The 18416-nt window shown below is 65.7% G+C and carries 15 protein-coding genes and 1 pseudogene; 11 read left to right on the top strand and 5 right to left on the bottom strand.

Features of this window, described 5'->3' with window-relative positions:
* Positions 1-8 precede the first annotated feature (8 nt).
* On the bottom strand, positions 9-968 hold the full coding sequence (locus WKW79_RS33145; RefSeq protein ID WP_340339492.1) for a bifunctional helix-turn-helix transcriptional regulator/GNAT family N-acetyltransferase: 960 nt from the start codon (positions 966-968) through the stop codon (positions 9-11).
* A gap of 160 nt (positions 969-1128) precedes the next feature.
* Between WKW79_RS33145 and WKW79_RS33150 the strand changes: the two genes are divergently transcribed.
* Entirely contained in the window at positions 1129-3477 is a 2349-nt protein-coding gene (locus WKW79_RS33150) for a YgiQ family radical SAM protein (protein WP_340339493.1), read from the top strand.
* A gap of 46 nt (positions 3478-3523) precedes the next feature.
* Here the strand turns inward: WKW79_RS33150 and WKW79_RS33155 are convergent, their stop codons facing one another.
* Positions 3524-4192: a DUF1294 domain-containing protein gene (locus WKW79_RS33155; protein WP_340339494.1), complete on the bottom strand. Its 669-nt coding sequence runs from the start codon at positions 4190-4192 to the stop codon at positions 3524-3526.
* A gap of 23 nt (positions 4193-4215) precedes the next feature.
* Positions 4216-4704, bottom strand: coding sequence for an Lrp/AsnC family transcriptional regulator (locus WKW79_RS33160; protein WP_340339529.1), 489 nt, complete (start codon positions 4702-4704; stop codon positions 4216-4218).
* Positions 4705-4814: 110 nt separating this feature from the next.
* Here WKW79_RS33160 and WKW79_RS33165 point away from each other — a divergent pair, with 110 nt between their 5' ends.
* From WKW79_RS33165 to WKW79_RS33195, 7 genes and pseudogenes are all read left to right on the top strand, one after another.
* Positions 4815-5846 (top strand): histone deacetylase family protein, encoded by a 1032-nt coding sequence (locus WKW79_RS33165; RefSeq protein ID WP_340339495.1) that lies wholly within the window; start codon positions 4815-4817, stop codon positions 5844-5846.
* A gap of 40 nt (positions 5847-5886) precedes the next feature.
* Positions 5887-6966, top strand: coding sequence for an ornithine cyclodeaminase (locus tag WKW79_RS33170; RefSeq protein ID WP_340339496.1), 1080 nt, complete (start codon positions 5887-5889; stop codon positions 6964-6966).
* Between the two features lie 33 nt (positions 6967-6999).
* Positions 7000-8214, top strand: a complete 1215-nt coding sequence (locus WKW79_RS33175; protein WP_340339497.1) for a M20 aminoacylase family protein — start codon at positions 7000-7002, stop codon at positions 8212-8214.
* 47 nt (positions 8215-8261) lie between these two features.
* Entirely contained in the window at positions 8262-9830 is a 1569-nt protein-coding gene (locus WKW79_RS33180; protein WP_340339498.1) for an ABC transporter substrate-binding protein, read from the top strand.
* 40 nt (positions 9831-9870) lie between these two features.
* The gene (locus WKW79_RS33185; protein ID WP_340339499.1) at positions 9871-10842 is read left to right on the top strand and encodes an ABC transporter permease; all 972 of its coding nucleotides are present in this window, start codon (positions 9871-9873) and stop codon (positions 10840-10842) included.
* 1 nt (position 10843) lies between these two features.
* Positions 10844-11686 (top strand): annotated as a pseudogene (locus WKW79_RS33190) (ABC transporter permease).
* The gene (locus WKW79_RS33195; RefSeq protein ID WP_340339500.1) at positions 11683-13296 is read left to right on the top strand and encodes an ABC transporter ATP-binding protein; all 1614 of its coding nucleotides are present in this window, start codon (positions 11683-11685) and stop codon (positions 13294-13296) included. Before WKW79_RS33190 ends, WKW79_RS33195 begins: the two are co-directional and overlap by 4 nt.
* 10 nt (positions 13297-13306) lie before the next feature.
* Here the strand turns inward: WKW79_RS33195 and WKW79_RS33200 are convergent, their stop codons facing one another.
* Both WKW79_RS33200 and WKW79_RS33205 read right to left on the bottom strand, forming a co-directional pair.
* Positions 13307-14389 (bottom strand): ABC transporter ATP-binding protein, encoded by a 1083-nt coding sequence (locus tag WKW79_RS33200; RefSeq protein ID WP_340339501.1) that lies wholly within the window; start codon positions 14387-14389, stop codon positions 13307-13309.
* Positions 14390-14419: 30 nt separating this feature from the next.
* Entirely contained in the window at positions 14420-15175 is a 756-nt protein-coding gene (locus WKW79_RS33205; RefSeq protein ID WP_340339502.1) for a FadR/GntR family transcriptional regulator, read from the bottom strand.
* A gap of 130 nt (positions 15176-15305) precedes the next feature.
* On the opposite strand from WKW79_RS33205, the gene WKW79_RS33210 reads away from it, so the two are divergent.
* Genes WKW79_RS33210 through WKW79_RS33220 form a run of 3 tightly spaced genes read left to right on the top strand, consistent with a single transcriptional unit; the run spans position 15306 to position 18416 of the window.
* Positions 15306-16673, top strand: coding sequence for an ABC transporter substrate-binding protein (locus WKW79_RS33210; RefSeq protein WP_340339503.1), 1368 nt, complete (start codon positions 15306-15308; stop codon positions 16671-16673).
* Positions 16674-16689: 16 nt separating this feature from the next.
* Positions 16690-17586: a carbohydrate ABC transporter permease gene (locus WKW79_RS33215; protein ID WP_340339504.1), complete on the top strand. Its 897-nt coding sequence runs from the start codon at positions 16690-16692 to the stop codon at positions 17584-17586.
* A complete protein-coding gene (locus WKW79_RS33220) occupies positions 17583-18416 on the top strand; it encodes a carbohydrate ABC transporter permease (RefSeq protein ID WP_340339505.1) in 834 nt (277 codons plus the stop codon). The genes WKW79_RS33215 and WKW79_RS33220 overlap by 4 nt, the downstream gene beginning before the upstream one ends.

An 18416-nucleotide genomic window follows, 5' to 3' on the forward strand; every position in this document is an offset into this window, starting at 1 on the left:
CCCGTCTCTTACAGCTTCAGCTCCCACGTCTCGCCGACGAGTTGCTGGCCAAAGCCTTCGTACGGCTCCGACTTTGTCAGTTTGAACCCCCGTGCCGCGTAGATGCCGCGCGCCGCGGTCAGGCAACTGTTGGTCCACAGCACCATCTTCTTGTAGCCCTTGCGCCGCGCGAAGGCGATGCATTCGTCGGTGAGCTTCGCGCCCAGCCCCAGGCCGCGCGCCCGGGGTGTGAGTATCAGCATGCGCAACTGCGCCGTCGTGGCCGACTTGCGCACCAGGAACACCGCGCCCACGCGTTCGCCGTCGAGTTCGGCGACCCAGCATTTCTCCCACTCCGGCTGGAACTTGCGCATGAACTGCGCCGCGATGTCGGCAACCAGCGACTCGAACTCGCTGTTCCAGCCGTACTCGCGCGCGTAGATTTCGCCGTGCTGCTGCACCACCCAGCCGATGTCGCCGGGCAAGGGGTCGCGCAGCACCACAGTGGTGAGCCGGGTCGACGCGGGTTTGTGGGGGTCGAGCAAGGATTCGACGGTGCGCATCGCCGCCAGCATCTGCTGGCGTTCCGCGGCGGAAAGCGGGGAGAGCAGCGCACCGGCTTCGTCGCGAGATTTCTGCTGCAGCGGCGCGAAGGCCGCATGGCCGGCCTCCGTCAGCGCCAGCAGCTGGTGGCGCGCGTCGCCGGGATGCGGTTTGCGCGTCAGCCAGCCGGCCGCATCGAAGCGGCGCAGGATCCGGCTGAGGTAGCCCGCATCCAGGCCGAGCGTCTTGCCGATTTCGCTGGCCACCGGCATGTCGCGATGCGCCAGTTCGTAAAGCACGCGAACGTCGGTCAGTGACAGGTCGCTGCCAAGGTAGCCGTCGAGCGCGCCGATGCGGGCGGTGTAGAAGCGGTTGAACTGCCGGACGGCCTTTACGGCGGCGGCGTCCACAGAGCGGGGTGCAGCGGTGATAATTGACATGGTCATCTATATTAATTGACAAAAGCAATCATATTCGAATGGCCGGGGACGTCACTGGAAGGTCTTTAGGGCGACAAACCTACGGTAAAACCCTAAAATGGACGGTTGCCCACTTTGGGCCCACATGGCGTTGCATTGCGCCAGCCCCACGCCAGCCGCAATTTCAATGAACGCCCCTGTCGACGTCTCCTTCTTTCATCGCGCCGCCAAGCCGCTGACCAGCTATCGCAAGTACTGGGCGGCCCGCTTCGGCACGGCCAAATTCCTGCCCACCTCGCGCAAGGAGATGGAGGCGCTGGGTTGGGACAGTTGCGACATCATCGTGGTCACCGGCGACGCCTATGTCGACCATCCGAGCTTCGGCATGTCCGTGATCGGCCGCATGCTGGAGGCGCAGGGCTTCCGCGTCGGCATCATCGCGCAGCCCGACTGGCAGAGCGCCGAGCCCTTCAAGGCGCTTGGCAAGCCGAACCTGTTCTTCGGCGTCACGTCCGGCAACATGGATTCGATGATCAACCGCTATACGGCGGACCGGAAGATCCGCAGCGACGACGCGTACACGCCCGGCGACGTCGGCGGCAAGCGGCCGGATCGCGCGGCCATCGTCTACTCGCAGCGCTGCAAGGAAGCCTGGAACGACGTGCCGATCGTGCTGGGCGGCATCGAAGGTTCTCTGCGCCGCATCGCGCACTACGACTACTGGTCGGACAAGGTGCGCCGCTCGATCGTGGTGGACAGCAAGTGCGACCTGCTGCTGTACGGCAATGCCGAACGCGCGATCGTCGAGGTGGCGCACCGCCTCGCCGCGAAGGAGCCGATCCAGCAGATCACCGACGTGCGCGGCACCGCCTTCGTGCGGCGCGACACGCCGGAAGGCTGGTTCGAGATCGACTCGACCAGCGTGGACGAGCCGGGGCGCGTCGAGGCGCATGTGAATCCGTACCTGATGGTGTCGGAGCAGGCCAAGGCGAACGGTGCGACCTGTGCGCGCGAAGACGAGGCGCAAGCCGTCGCCGACGTGGCGAACCAGGCCAACCCGGCGATCAAGCCGATCAATTTCGTGCCGAACCCTCGGGTCCGGCTCAAGGTTCCGCCGCGCGATCGCTCGGTGATCCGCCTGCCTTCCTACGAACAGGTGCGTTCAGATGCGGTCCTCTACGCGCACGCCAACCGCGTGCTGCACCTCGAGACCAACCCCGGCAACGCCCGCGCCCTGGTGCAAGCCCATGGCGAAGGCACGACCGCGCGCGACGTCTGGATCAACCCGCCGCCCATCCCGCTGACCACGGCCGAGATGGACTACGTGTTCGACCTGCCCTACGCCCGCAGCCCGCACCCGCGTTACGCCGACGAGCAGGGCGGCCACGACGGCGCGACCAAGATCCCCGCGTGGGAAATGATCCGCTTCAGCGTGAACATCATGCGCGGCTGCTTCGGCGGCTGCACCTTCTGCTCCATCACCGAGCATGAAGGCCGCATCATCCAGAGCCGCTCGGAAGACTCGATCATCAAGGAGGTCGAGGCCATCCGTGATTCGGTGAAAGGCTTCACCGGCACCATCTCCGACCTCGGCGGCCCGACCGCCAACATGTACCGCCTGGGGTGCAAGTCGCCCGAGATCGAGGCCGCCTGCCGCAAGCCGAGTTGCGTGTACCCCGGCATCTGCCAGAACCTCGGCACCAACCACGATCCGCTCATCAAGATCTACCGCCGCGCGCGTGCGCTCAAGGGCATCAAGAAGATCCTGATCGGCTCCGGCCTGCGCTACGACCTCGCGGTCCAGAGCCCCGAGTACGTCAAGGAACTGGTGCAGCACCACGTCGGCGGTTATCTCAAGATTGCGCCCGAGCACACCGAGCAGGGCCCGCTCACCAAGATGATGAAGCCGGGCATCGGCAGCTACGACAAGTTCAAGCAGCTGTTCGAGAAGTTCAGCGCCGAGGCCGGCAAGAAGCAGTACCTGATCCCGTATTTCATCGCCGCGCATCCGGGCACCAGCGACGAGGACATGATGAACCTCGCGGTCTGGCTCAAGAAGAACGGCTTCCGCGCCGACCAGGTGCAGACCTTCTACCCCAGCCCGATGGCCACGGCCACGGCGATGTACCACTCCAACAAGAATCCGCTGCGCAAGATCACGCGCGAGAGCGAGACGGTGGACATCGTGCGCGGCGACAAGCGCCGCCGCCTGCACAAGGCCTTCCTGCGTTACCACGATGCCAACAACTGGCCGCTGCTGCGCGAGGCGTTGAAGGCCATGGGCCGCTCCGACCTGATCGGCAACGGCAAGCACCACCTGATCCCGACCTGGCAGCCGCTGACCGATGGCAGCTACACCAGTGCGCGGCGCAGCAACTCCAGCGCGTCGGCCGAGAAGGTGAAGTCATCACCGGTGACCAAGGGCAGGCTGCTCACGCAGCACACGGGCCTGCCGCCGCGGGACAACGGCTCGGGCCGGCCTGTGGCGGGCAAGAAGCCGGGCGGGGCGCGGCCGGCGATTCGCAAGGGGCGTTGAGTCGATTGGCAAGTCGAGGTGGCACGGCCATCTCGACTTGAGGTTCTCAGGCTCCCAGAAGGCTCGCCGGCAGCAGCTTGCCGACCCATGCGCCCACGACTGCGAAGTGGCCCAGCACCGTCGTCCAGTAGACCGCCATGAATTCGGGCTTGCGAATCTTGTGGCGGAACACCCGCTGGGCGAACCATGCGCCCGGCCAGCCACCGGCCAGCGACAGCATGTGCAGCGTGCTTTCCGCCGTGCGCCAGCGGCCTGCTTCGGCGGCGCCCTTGTCGAAGCCATAGACGAAGAAGGTCAGCAGGCTGATCACCAGCAGCACACCCAGTGCGATCGGTGGCAGGCGCGCGGTCCAGACGCCGTAGCCAAGCAGCGCGACGTAGATTGCCAGCAGCAGGGCCACCGGCAATGAGGAAGATGTTTGCGCTGCCTCGCGGGCGCGGCCGTTGGAAGGATCGGTCTTTCGGCGCGGCGCTTCGGACGCGCGTCGGCGTTCCGCTTGCTGTGTCGCGCTCGCCGCCCGCACCGCCATGGCACGCGGCCCCTTGCCGCCCACGTGGATCTCTTCGAAGCTGAGCTTCATGCCGACCTGCGGCGCGGCGCCACGGTCGGCGAAGTCACGCAGGTGCACGAACACATCGGCGGGGATATCGGGTGAGCGAATGAAGCCGAAGCCCCTGTCTTTTTCCCAGCGAATGAGTGTGCCTTGGCGTTTCATCGCGCGCATTCTCTCCGAGGCGCTCAACGCTTCGCGACCGGTATCCGCGCCGACGCCTTCACCTCCCGCAGCGCCAGGCTCGACTTGATCGAAACAACGCCGCGCTGCTTGCGAAAAACCTGCTCCACGAATTCGCTGTAAGCGTCCAGGTCGGTGGCCAGGACCTGCAGAAGGTAGTCGGCGTCACCGGTGATCTTGTGGCATGACAGCACCTCGGGCAGCAGTTTCATGGCCTTCTCGAACTTGTCCGGCGCGTCGTCGGCATGCATGCCGAACTGGATCTGCACGAAGGCCAGCACGTCGAGCCCGAGCATGCGCCGGTCGAGATTGGCCTGGTAGTCCTTGATCACGCCGTCGTCCTGCAAGCGCTTGCGGCGTCGCCAGCACGGGGTGACGCTGAGGGACAACTTCTCCCCGAGGGCCGCGTTGGAAATGGCGCCGTCGGCCTGCAGCAGGCCGAGCATGGCAATGTCAATGTCATCCAAAGGTGGCAGAGGGTGATTTTTGCTCATTTTGAGATTTTGGTAGTCGATATTTTCTAAAAGAATAACTTGTGACGCAGCAATAGCAAAGTTTTTGCGCTGATGCGGCGATAAGATTTTTCCATCAACAGAGGGCAAAGATGCTTACGGTTTTCAGTTCTTCCCATCACCTGCACCACGGCAAGGAGCTCAAGGACGGCGCTCTGACGCCTTCCTTCGAAGAGCCGGGCCGCGCGGACACGATCCTGCGCCGCGTGCGCGCAGTGGGCCTGGGGAATGTCATCGCATGCCGTCCGTTCGGCCTCGCGCACTACATCGGCGCGCACAGCGAACGCTATGTGCGCTTCCTGTCGACGGCCTGGCAGCAATGGAGCGCGGGTGGCCGGACTTCCGACGCACTGCCGCTGGTCTGGCCCGTGCGCAACATGCGCGACGACATCGAGCCTTCGGTCATCGAGGGCAAGCTCGGCTACTTCTCGATGGATGCGGGCGCGCCCATCACGGCCCACACCTGGAATGCGGTCGCGGAAAGCGCAAACCTCGCCCTCACCGGCGCCGAACTCGTGCTTGAAGGCGCACGCAGCGCCTTCGCCCTGTGCCGGCCGCCGGGGCATCATGCGGGCCGCGAATACATGGGAGGCTATTGCTACCTCAACAACGCGGCCATCGCGGCTTCCCATGCCATAGCCAAGGGCGCCAGACGCGTCGCCGTCCTGGATGTCGATTTCCATCATGGCAACGGCACACAGGACATCTTCTACGAGCGCCCTGACGTGCTCACCGTGTCCATCCACGGCGACCCTTCGGTCTCCTATCCGTACTTCAGCGGCAATGCCGACGAGCGAGGATCCCATGCCGGCACCGGCTTCAACCTCAATCTTCCGCTGGCCAAGGGCACGGACTGGGCGGCCTACACGCAGGCCTTGAAGCTTGCGTGCCAGGCGGTGGCCGCGCATGCCCCGGACCTGCTGGTCGTCTCGCTGGGCGTCGACACCTTCGAGAACGATCCGATCAGTCACTTCCAGTTGAAGTCCGATGACTTCTCCCGACTCGGCGACCAGATCGCCTCCATCCGGTGCCCCACGCTCTTCGCGATGGAGGGGGGCTACATGGTGGACGAGATCGGCATCAACGCCGTCAATGTCTTGCAGGGCTTCGAAGCGCGCGGATGAGCGCCACAGCCCTTTCGAACACCAACCACCACCGACCCATATGACTCAATACATCGACGTTCAGGATGTCGCGGAAATCGTCCAGCGCGAAGGCCTTCCCCAGATGATTGCCGCCATGGCGAGCTACATCGAATCCGACTACCGCGACTGGAAGAGCTTCGACAAGTCCGCCCGCGTGGCCAGCCACTCCACCGTCGGCGTCATCGAACTCATGCCGACGGCCAACGAGGCGCTCTATGCATTCAAGTACGTCAACGGCCATCCTCAGAACACCTTCAGCGCGCTGCCAACGGTGATGGCCTTCGGCGTGCTTGCCGACGTCGGCACCGGCTTCCCGCTGTTGCTAAGCGAGATGACGCTGCTCACCGCCATCCGCACGGCCGCCATGTCCGCACTGGCCGCCAGCCGCCTGGCGCGCAAGTCCTCACGCAGCATGGCCATGATCGGCAACGGCTCGCAAAGCGAGTTCCAGGCGATCGCGTTTCATTCGATGCTCGGCATTCGCGAGATCCGCCTGTACGACACTGACATCGAGGCTTCGCAAAAGCTCAAGCGCAATCTCGCGGCATTCCCGGGACTCGAGGTCACGATTTCGCAGACGGCCGAGCATGCCGTGCGTGGCGCCGACATCGTCACGACCGTCACCGCGGACAAAACCAATGCCACCATCCTGCGGCCTGAAATGGTGGAGCCAGGCATGCACGTCAACGCGGTCGGCGGCGATTGCCCCGGCAAGACTGAGTTGCATCCAGAGGTGCTCAGCCTCGCGCGCGTTGTCGTCGAGTACGAACCGCAGACACGGATCGAAGGCGACATCCAGCAGATGCCCGCAGATTTCCCGGTGACGGAGTTCCACCAGATTGTCTCGGGTGCTCAGCCGGGCCGGACGAGCGAGCAGGAGGTCACGGTGTTCGATTCGGTGGGCTTCGCGCTCGAGGACTTCTCCGCGCTGCGCTACCTGCGCGACCTGGGCCAGCGGCATGGCGTGGGGCACGAGTTGAACCTGGTGCCTACGCTGCACGACCCCAAGGACCTCTACGCGCTGGTGCGGCCGGGGTCATCGCAATCCGGGGTCATCGACAAGGGCTCCAAGGTCCAGGCCAAAGCGGCTTTGGCCTGACGCGTTCGACGCTTCGACGGAAAGCCTTGCCCCATGAGCCATGTCCACGAAGTTATCGATGAAGCGCCCGTCCGCGAACTGAGACGCCGCCTTCATGCCTGCGCCGAGCTCGGCTACGAGGTCCACGAAACCGCGCAAGTCGTCAGCGACGCACTCGAATCCTGGGGCGTTGAAGTTACGCGGGGCATCGGCAGGACCGGCCTGGTCGGCACGCTCAGCGGGCGCCCCGGCCCCACGTCGATCGGCCTGCGCGCCGACATGGACGCGCTACCGATCCAGGAGGCCAACACATTCGCGCACCGCTCGCGCAACCCGGGCGTCATGCATGCCTGCGGACACGACGGCCACATGGCGATGCTGGTGGGTGCTGCGCGCCATCTCGCGGCGCGTCGCGACGAATTCAGCGGCACGGTGCACTTTATCTTCCAGCCGGCGGAAGAGGGCGGAGCCGGTGCGCGGGCGATGATCGACGACGGGCTGTTCGATCGCTTTCCGGTCGACGCGGTATTCGGCGTGCACAACTGGCCCGGCCTGCCGCAGGGGAGCGTCGCGCTGCGCGCGGGCGGCCTCATGGCCTCGAGCAACCTCTTCAAGGTGCAGGTGCAGGGAACGGCATGCCACGCGGCCATGCCGCACAACGGCTCTGATGCCCTGCTGGCCGCCTCGCAGATTGCGTTGTCGTTGCAGACCATCATCACGCGGCGCCTGCGGCCCATCGACAACGCGGTGCTCTCCGTGACCCAGATCCATTCGGGCCATGCCGACGGCGTGGTGCCGGGCGAGGCCTGGCTCAGCGGCGCGGTGCGCACCTTCGATGGCGCGGTCACCACGGCCATCGAGAGGCACATCGGCGAGATCGCGGCCAGCACCGCGCAAGCCTTCGGCTGTACCGCCCGATCCGACTTCTTCCGAAGCTACCCGCCCACCGTGAACGACCCCGATGAAGCGGCCTATGCCGCGCAGGTCGCCACGCAGGTCGTCGGCGGGGCGAAGGTCATCCGTGACTGCGAGCCGACGATGGCCTCGGAAGACTTCGCCTTCATGCTGCAGGCCCGGCCGGGTTGCTATGCCTTTATCGGCAATGGCGCGGCCGACCAGCGCATCGATGGCCGCTCGGCCGGGCCGTGCGAGTTGCACAACCCGAGCTACGAGTTCAACGATGAACTCATCCCCGTGGGTGTGCGATATTTTGTGCAGCTTGTCCGTTCGTTCGGCGAGCGACCACGACGACGAGAGAACAGCGCATAGACGCTGCCCCATCCAGAAGACCAGAGACATATCAGAGGAGGACCCCCATGCAAAGACGCAATTTCATCCAGCTCGGCGCCAGCGCGGCCACGGGCATCACGCTCGCGGGCGTTCCACTGCACTTGCTGGCCGCCGGCCGGTCCGGCGTCATCAACGCCGTGGTGCAACCCGAGCCACCCGGCCTCATGCTGGGCATCGTGCAGAACGGCCCCGCCGCGCTGGTCGCCAGCAACATCTACGAAGGCCTGCTGCGCTACGACGAGAAGATCAATCCGATGCCAGCGCTGGCGGCTTCGTGGTCCTCGAACAAGGAAGGCACGGTCTACACCTTCAAGCTCAAGCCCGGCGTCACCTGGCATGACGGCAAGCCCTTCACCTCGGCGGACGTGGTGTTCTCGGCCGACGTGTTCCTGCGCAAGACGCATGCACGCCTGCGCAACAACCTCGCGTCGGTGGAGAGCATCAAGGCGATCGATCCGCTCACCGTGGAGTTCAAGCTCAAGTACGCCTTCGCGCCCTTCATCTACATCTTCGATGCCGCGGCCATGCCGATGGTGCCCAAGCACATCTACGAAGGCACGGACTTCCTCACCAATCCCGCCAACGCCACGCCCATCGGCACTGGCCCGTTCAAGTTCAAGGAATGGGTCAAGGGCTCGTACATCCACCTGGTGGCCAACGACAAATACCACGTGAAGGACCAGCCCTTCGTCGAGAGCGTCTACTTCCACATCATTCCGGATGCGGGCGCGCGCGCGGCGGCCTTCGAGTCCGGCAAGATCGACCTTGTGCCCGGCGGCGCGGTCGAGTACTTCGACGTGCAGCGCCTGGCCAAGCTGCCGGGCTGCGCCGTGACCACCAAGGGCTGGGAGTTCTTCGCGCCGCAGTCGTGGCTGTGGATCAACAACCGCAAGGCGCCGATGAGCAACGTCAAGTTCCGCCAGGCGCTGATGCATGCCATCGACCGCGAGGCGCTGTGCAAGGTGGCATGGCAGGGTTTTGCCAAACCCGCAAATGGCCCGTTCAACAGCAACATCAAGTTCTCCAACAGCACCGACGTCGCCAAGTACCCGCGCAACCTCGACACCGCCAAGAAGCTGCTGGCCGAGGCCGGCTACAAGGGCGAGACCATCCGCCTGCTGCCCATTCCCTACGGCGAGACCTGGAACCGCGCGGCCGAGATCGTGCGGCAGAACCTGATCCAGGCCGGCATCAAGGTCGAGACCACTGCCACCGACGTGGCCGGCTGGAACCAGAAGCTCGGCGACTGGGACTACGACCTCGCCTTCACTTTCGTCTACCAGTACGGCGACCCGGCCATTGGCGTGTCGCGCAACTTCACCACCAGCAACATTGCCAAGGGCTCGCCCTTCAACAACGTCGAGGGCTACAGCAACCCGAAGGCCGATGCGCTGTGGGACAGCGGTGCGAAGGAGGTCGACCCGGAGAAGCGCAAGGCCATCTACCTCGAGTTGCAGAAGCTGCTGGTGGAAGAGGTGCCGGTGGCCTGGCTCTACGAGATCAACTTCCCGACGCTCTACCGCACCAAGGTCAAGAACTTCATCAGTTCCGGCGTGGGCCTCAACGACAGCCTGGGCGGCGCGTCCGTTTCATGATGACGCCGGGTTCACACCAACGGCCTGAAGGAGGCCGGAGATGAGGCGCGTGCAGTTCCTGCTCACGCGCGTGCTGCAGGGGGTGATGGCGCTGCTGCTGATCGCTGTCGTCAACTTCATGCTGGTGCATGCGGCGCCGGGAGATCCCGCCTCGGTGCTGGCCGGCGAGGCCGGCGCGTCTGACCCGCAATTCGTCGCGCAGTTGCGCCAGCAGTTCGGGCTCGACCAGCCGATGACCACGCAACTGGCCACCTACATCGGCAAGGTGCTGCATCTGGACCTGGGCTTTTCCTATCGCCAGCAGCAGCCGGTGATGCAGCTCATCCTGGACCGGCTGCCCGCCACGCTGCTGCTGACCGGCAGTGCCTTCGTGCTGTCGCTGTTGTTCGGCGTGACGCTCGGCGCGCTGTCCGCCCGCAAGGTCGGCACCTGGGTCGACAGCGCCATTACCGTGGTGGCGCTGGCCTTCTACGCAATGCCGCCGTACTGGCTGGCGCTGATGGCGGTGCTGGTGTTCAGTGTGCAGCTTGGGTGGCTGCCGGGCTTCGGCTTCAGCACCGTGGGCAGTGGCTTGAGCGGCATCGCGCTGGCGCTGGACATCGCAAAGCACCTGGTACTGCCCGCGCTCACCTTGGCGCTGTTCTACATGGCGGTGTATGCGCGCATGACGCGGGCCTCGATGCTCGAAGTGGCGCAGATGGACTTCGTGAAGACCGCACGCGCCAAGGGTGTGCGGCCTCATCGCATCCTGCGTGCGCACGTGTTGCGCAATGCCTTGCTGCCGGTGGTGACGCTGGCGGGCATCCAGGCTGGCGGCCTGATCGGTGGGGCGGTGCTGGCGGAGACGGTGTTCGCCTGGCCCGGCATCGGTCGACTGATGTTCGATGCACTGCTGCAGCGCGACTACAGCCTGTTGCTGGGCGTGTTCCTGGTGACGGCCGCGATGGCCGTGCTCTTCAACCTTATCACCGACCTCGTCTACACCTTGGTCGATCCACGCATCGAGATCTGACATGAACAGTGCATTCTGGCGGCGCTTTCGCCGCAACAAGGGCGCGGTGATCGGGCTGGCCGTGCTGATGCTGGTGGCGGTGGTCGCCCTGGTCGGCCCGTCGTTCGCGGAGAACGATCCGTGGGCCATGGTGCAGCAACCCTTCCTGCGCCCGTGGACGGAGCCGGGCTTTGCGCTGGGCACTGACGCGCTGGGACGCGACATCCTGTCGGGCGTGATCTAAGGCGCGCGCATCTCCCTGCTGATCGGGCTGGTCTCCACCGTGGTGGCACTGCTGATCGGTGTGACGGTGGGCGCGCTGGCGGGCTACTTCGGCGGCTGGGTCGACGTGGGGCTGATGCGCTTCACCGAGCTGTTCCAGTCGGTGCCCAGCTTTGCGCTGGCCATCGTGCTGGTCGCGATCTTCCAGCCCTCTGTGTATTCGATCGTGTCGGCGATTGCCATCGTCTCCTGGCCGCCGGTGGCACGGCTGGTGCGGGGCGAGTTCCTCACGCTGCGGCAGCGCGACTTCGTGCAGGCCGCCTTGCTGGCCGGCGAGTCGACGCCGCGCATCATGCTGACGCAGATCCTGCCCAATGCGATGTCGCCGATCATCGTGATGGCCTCGCTGATGGTGGCCACTGCCATGCTGCTGGAGTCGAGCCTGAGCTTCCTCGGGCTGGGCGATCCCAACCAGATGAGCTGGGGCTACATGGTCGGCGCGGCGCGCACGGTGCTGCGCCAGGCCTGGTGGATGGCGGTGTTTCCGGGCGTGGCCATCGTGCTGACAGTGCTGGCCCTCAACTTGGTGGGCGAAGGGCTCAATGACGGGCTCAACTCGCGGCTGGACGGGAGAAGCAAATGAGCGACGTTCAAAAGCCCGTGCTCGAGGTCATCGGCCTGAGCATCTCGCTGCCCAAAGGCGCGGACCGTGCGCTGGCCGTGACCGAGGCCAGCCTGCAGGTGATGCCGGGCCAGACGCTGTGCGTGGTGGGCGAGTCCGGCTCCGGCAAGTCGATGATCGCCAATGCGGTGATGGGCCTGCTGCCCAAGCCGCATGTGCAGCCCGTGGCGGGACAGATCCTGTTCGAAGGCGTCGACCTGCTGAAGCTCAGCGAAGAGCAGATGCGCGAACTGCGCGGGCGGCGCATCGGCATGGTGTTCCAGGAGCCGATGACGGCGCTGAATCCGGTGATGCGCATCGGCGAGCAGATCGGCGAAGTGTTCGACGCGCATGGCAATGTGCCGGCCGCGGAGAAGCGGCGCCGCATCCTGGCCGCGCTGGCGGACGTGGGCCTGCCGGATCCGGAACTGCTGATCGACGCCTATCCGTTCCGTCTCTCCGGCGGCCAACGCCAGCGCGTGATGATCGCGTGTGCGCTGGTGCTGGAACCGCTGCTGCTGATCTGCGACGAGCCGACGACGGCGCTCGACGTGACCACGCAGGCGCAGATCCTCAAGCTGATGCGCGAGCTGCAGCAGCGGCGCGGGACGGCGGTGCTGTTCATCACGCACGACTTCGGCGTGGTGTCGGAGATCGCGGACCATGTGGTGGTGATGCAGACCGGCACGATGGTCGAGTCGGGGCCGGCGCGCGAGGTGCTCGATGCGCCGAAGCATCCCTACACGCGCAAGCTGATCGCGGCCATTCCCACGGGCATTGCGGAGCGCGTCACACCCACCGACGAGGCCAGCAACGTGCTGCAGGTGGTGCAACTGTGCAAGACCTACAGGACGGGCAACGGGCTCTTCAAGAAGGGACGCTCGGTGCAGGCCGCGCGCAACATCAACTTCAACCTGCGGCGCGGCGAGACGCTGGGCATCGTGGGCGAATCCGGCTCGGGCAAATCCAGCGTGGGCCGCTGCCTGGTGGGGCTGGCGCCTTTCGACACAGGACAGATCCTGTTCAACGGGCGCAACCTGTCGAAGGGCTCGGACTTCCGGCGCGAGGCGGGCGGCAAGATTCAGATGGTGTTCCAGGACCCGTATGCCTCGCTCAATCCGCGGCATCGCGTCGGCGCGGCCATTGCCGGCGGCCCCATCGCGCAGGGCGTGAGCGCGTCCGAAGCGATGGCGCGCACGGCCGAGTTGCTGAAGCTGGTTGGCCTCGGCGCCGATGCCGCGGAGCGCTATCCGCACGAGTTCTCCGGCGGCCAGCGCCAGCGCATCGGCATCGCCCGTGCGCTGGCGATGCGGCCTGAACTGTTGGTAGCGGACGAGCCGGTCTCCGCGCTCGATGTGTCGGTGCAGGCGCAGGTGCTGGAACTGTTCGCCCAGGTGCGCGAGCAGTTCAAGCTGGCGATGGTGTTCATCACCCACGACCTGCGCGTGGCCGGGCAGATGTGCGATCACATCGCGGTGATGCAGCGCGGTGAAGTGGTGGAGTACGGCGAGACGCACAGCGTGCTGGGCCATCCGCAGAATGCCTACACGCAGAAGCTGATCGAGGCGGTGCCGAAGCTGGTGGCGGGGTAGGGCGACGCCCTCAGGCCTGCGTCATCGCCACACCTTGCGCGTCGAAGAAGTGCAGTGACCTGACATCCACGGCCAACCGCAGCGTGCCTTCCAGGCGCGCGTCGGCCTCGGGTGCCAGCACGACCAGTTCGCCCTGCGCCGAACGCAGATAGCAGAAGGCGCGATCACCCAGATGCTCCATGGCCTGCGTCTCGCAATTGCGCAGCACGAACTGCGCTTCATCCGGGCCGGCCTCGCCGAGGCGCGCATGCTCGGGCCGGAAGCCGACCGTGGCCACCGTGCCGCCGATGCGGCGCGGCACATGCACCGCCAGCTCGCCGATCTGCAGCAGCGTGCCGCCCGTCTCCGGCACGCAGGCATCGACCTTGAAGAGATTGATGCGCGGCGTGCCGATGAAGCCGGCGACGAACAGGTTGGCCGGCGAGCGGTACAGCTCCAGCGGTGCGCCGACCTGCTCGATCCGGCCCTTGCGCAGCACCACGATCTGGTCGGCCAGCGTCATGGCCTCGGTCTGGTCGTGCGTGACGTAGACGGCGGTGGCCTTCAGTTGCCGCTGCATGCGCGCAATCTCCAGGCGCAGGCGCACGCGCAACTCCAGGTCCAGGTTGGACAGCGGCTCGTCGTAGAGAAACACCTCGGGCTTGCGGATCATCGCGCGACCCATCGCGACGCGCTGGCGCTGGCCGCCGGAGAGCTGCCGCGGATAGCGGTCGAGCAGCGGCGTGAGTTCCAGCGTGGTCGCGATCTGCGTCACGCTGCGTTGCTGCTCCTCGCTGCTCACCTTGGCCATGCGCAGCGGAAAGGCGAGGTTCTGGCGCACGGTCTTGTGCGGATAGAGGGCGTAGTTCTGGAACACCAGCGCGCAGCCACGATCGGCCGGCGGCACGTCGTTGACCACGCGGCCGCCCACGCGAATGTCGCCGCCGCTTGGCGTCTCCAGGCCCGCAATCATGCGCAGCAGCGTCGACTTGCCGCAGCCCGACGGGCCGAGCAGCACGGTGACCTGTCCGTCGGGGATCGTGAGGTCCAGGTCGGGAATGACTTCGACCTCGCCGAAGCGCTTGCTGATGGATTGCAGTTGGATGTCGGCCATGCGGGAAGGCTCTTTCAGTGGGCGTCGGGGTCAGGCAGGCGGAGGGCTGCCGGCTTGCGCCACCCCACGCTCGATGTTGGATTCGGTCAGGCCGAGCAGGTGTTCCATCGCCTTGCGGGCCTGCGCCGGCCGTCGCGCCCAGATCTCGTCGAGCACTGCGCGGTGCAGCGGCAGGCTCTTGCGCGGCGCGCCGGGCTGGCGCGTCGACAGTTCGAAGGAGGTGCGCAACGCGGCTTCGATCAGTGCGCCGAAGGCCATCATGAAGGGATTGCCGGTCGCGCTGAGGATGGCGCGATGGAAGTCGAGGTCCGGGCCGGCGTAGGCCTTCGCGTCCATGCCGGCCGCGTCCATCATGCGGTAGGCCCGCTCGATGACGGCAATGGCCGAATCGCTGGCGGTGGCTGCGGCGATCTCGCTCGCCGCCGGCTCCACGATGCGGCGCATCTGCATGAGATGCCGCGCCATCGCCACGCGGTTGTCGCCCGACCAGGCCCAGCGCAGCACGTCTTCGTCGAGCATGTTCCATTGCTCGCGCGGGAGTACACGCGTGCCCGCCTTCTGGCGCGATGCGATGAGGCCCTTGGCCTTGAGCCGCGAGAGCGCTTCGCGCACTGAGGTGCGGGCCACGCCGAGTTCTTCCGACAGCTCGAGTTCCGTGGGCAAGGGCGTGCCCTCGACCCATTCGCCGCCGACCACGCGCAGCGCGATGTCCTCGGTGACCGCGAGGGGGCTGCGCCGCGCCGCGGCAGCCGCAGGGGATCGCTTGGAACTTGTTTGGTCAGACATATGTATTTGCGGTTGCAAGGTTATCCGAGGGAATTGACGTAAATCTCACGGGTTAACACGGATCTTTTGATTTTATTTGTCTGTCATATTCGGCCGCATCGCATACGACAAGCCATCAGGAGACTTTCCCATGCCCGCTGTCCCTTCCGTTGAAATCGATACCCGGCGCCGCAGGTTGTTGAAGGCTGCTTCAGGCACCGCGGTGATGGCCGCCAGCGGCGGGCTGGCCTTTCCGGCGATTGCGCAGAGCAAGCCCTTCAACGGCCTGAAGCTGCGCGGCGCCGCCTACCAGCATGGCTTCTTCACGATCCTGCGCAAGTACATCCCCGAATTCGAGCAGCAGACCGGCATGACGGTCGACCTGCAGCTCTCCGCCTTCCCGGTCTACAACCAGCAGGCCGACCTGGAGCTGTCTTCGGGCGGCAGTGCATGGGACTTCTGCAACGTCACCTTCATCCTCGCGGCGCGCTGGGTCGCGGCGGGGCTGCTGGCCAACCTCGACGACTTCACCGGCGACCGCAAGCTGACGCCGGCCAGCTGGAACCCTGACGACTTCGTGAAGGGCGCGCAGCTGCCGTACCTCGACAGGGCCGGCAAGACCTACGGCTACTCGTGGGAAGGCGGCGCGATGCTGATGGGCATGAGCCGCACCGACCTGATGAAGAAGCGCGGCGTCGAGGCGCCCCGTACCTTCGATGAACTCATGAAAGTGGCCGAGGCCGTCAACGGCCAGGACGGCGTGACGGGCTTCGTCAGCTCCAACCTGCACCACTGGTTCCTGCCGCCGTATGTGCAGGGTTACGGCGGCGACTTCTTCGTCGATCCGCCCGCCAACATCACGCCCGCACTCGACACGCCGGCCGCCATCCAGGCTACGGACTTCTATTGCAAGCTGTTGTCCAAGTACAGCCCGCAAGGCGTGCTCGGCTATACCGAGGACCAGGCCAAGGCCGCGATGATGGGCGGCCGCTCCAACATCTTCATCCACTCCAGTTCCTGGCTCACGCCGATGCTGACCTCGGCCGACAGCAAGGTGAAGGACACGGCCCGCATCATGCGCATGCCGGCCGGGCCCAAGGGCGACTTCCCCGCGTCCAACAGCCAGGGCCTGGGCATTCCGAAGAACGCGAAGAACAAGGAAGCCGCCTGGGAGTTCATCAAGTGGACGCTGAGCCCCGAACTCAGTGCGCGCATCGTGAAGGACACCGGCCATCCGTCGATCTGCCGCCGCTCGATCATCCAGAGCGAGGAATACAAGCGCATCAACACCATCAACGGCCAGGACATCGGCAAGCTCTACCTCGAGGTGCTGGAGCAGCCGGGCAAGACGAAGAACTACATGGCCTACCGCACGGTGAAGGAGTTTCCGCTGGTGGGTGACGTGGTCAACAAGGCGGTGGAGCGTGTGGTGTCGGGCCAGCAGAGCGCGGCCGATTCGATGAAGGCTGCGCAGGAGGCCGCGCTGGCCAATATGAAGCGCGCCGGCGCCAAAGTCTGACGGCCGTCCGCGACCGATGAACGCTGCCTCCTACGAGCGCCAGCGCCGCAGCTTCGTGCGGCGCGCCATTGCGCCGAGCCTGCTGTTCCTGCTCGTGGTGGCGGGGCTGCCGACGCTGTTCCTGCTCATCACGAGCCTCACGCCGGGCGCGCTGGTCAACCCCGGTTCGCTCGGTGACTTCAGCGAACCGCTGCGCAACTACAAGCTGCTGGGCAGCGACGAGCGCTTCCTCGGCTCGCTCGCGGTGCAGGCGCGGCTGTCGGTCTACACGGTGGTGTTGCAGGTGCTGCTGGGCACGGGCCTGGCCTTGCTCGTGCATTCGGGCCAGTCGCGCTGGCAATCATTGCGACACCTCTTCGTGATCCCGATGGTGCTGCCGCCGATCGTCGTCGCGGTGATCTGGAAGCTGATCTACACCCCCGACATCAGCCCCATCTACCAGGCCGCCCGTGCGCTCAACATCGCGTTGCCGGCGATGACCACGCATGTGGACTTCGCGCTGTGGTCGATCGTGCTGGCCGACACCTGGGAATGGGCGCCGTTCACCTTCCTCATGGTGCTGGCCGCCTTGCAGAACCTGCCGGCCGAATACGTCGAGGCGGCGCGCATGGACGGCGCCGATGCCCTGCGCGTGTTTGGCCACATCGTGCTGCCCTATATCGCGCCGGTGCTGCTGGTGTGCACGCTGTTCCGGCTCATCGACAGCATCAAGGCCTTTCCGCTGATCTTCCTGCTGACAGGTGGCGGGCCGGGCTCGGTCACCGAGGTCACCAACTACTACGCCTACCTCGTCGCCTTCAACTTCGGCGAGCTGGGCTATTCGAGCGCCATCACGGTCGTGCTGCTGACCGCCACCGTCGTCATCAGCTGGGCCGCGATGCGCGTGAGCAAGAACCGGGAGAGCCTCGAATGACGACTGCCTTCAGGCAGTGGCGACGCCGCTGGCCACTCGCCCGCTGGGCCGTGCCGCTGGTGCTGTTCCTCATGCTGCTGCCCTTCCTGTGGCTGCTGCAGATGTCCTTCAAGCCTGCGGCGCAGATCATGGAGTTCCCGCCGCGCGTGCTGTTCACGCCGACGTTGGAGCACTATGTGAGCCTGTGGAAGGACGGCTTCCCGGAGTCCTTCGTCAACAGCCTCGTCACGAGCACGGTGTCGACGCTGCTGGCGCTGGTGTTCGGCGTGCCGGCCGCCTATGCGCTGTCGCGCTGGAGCGGGCGCGGCAAGTTCGGGCTGGGCCTGTCGATCCTGCTGACGCGGATGGCGCCGCCGATCGCCTTCACCATTCCGTTCTTCCTGGCTTTCCGCTGGCTGGGGCTGCTCGACACGCGCACCGGGCTGATCCTGATCTACATGACCTTCAACCTGCCGCTGGTCATCTGGATGATGCAGCCCTTCTTCGACGCGGTGCCGGTGTCGCTCGAAGAGGCGGCGTTGATGGACGGCGCGCCCTTTCGCACCGTGTTCCTGGAGATCGTGATGCCAATGGCCACGGCCGGCATCGCGGCCACGGCGATCCTGTGCTTTCTCTACGCGTGGAACGACTTCTTCTTCGCGCTGATCCTCACGCGCACCGACGCGCGCACCGCGCCCGTGGCGGTCGTGAACTTCATGAACTACGAGGGCTGGGAGTGGGGCAAGATCGCGGCGGGTGGATCGCTGGTGATGGCGCCGGTGCTGATCTTCTCGATGATGGTGCGGCGCTACCTGGTGAGCGGCCTGACGGCGGGTGCCGTGAAGGGCTGA

The organism is Variovorax robiniae (assembly GCF_037889955.1).
GTDB lineage: Bacteria > Pseudomonadota > Gammaproteobacteria > Burkholderiales > Burkholderiaceae_C > Variovorax > Variovorax robiniae.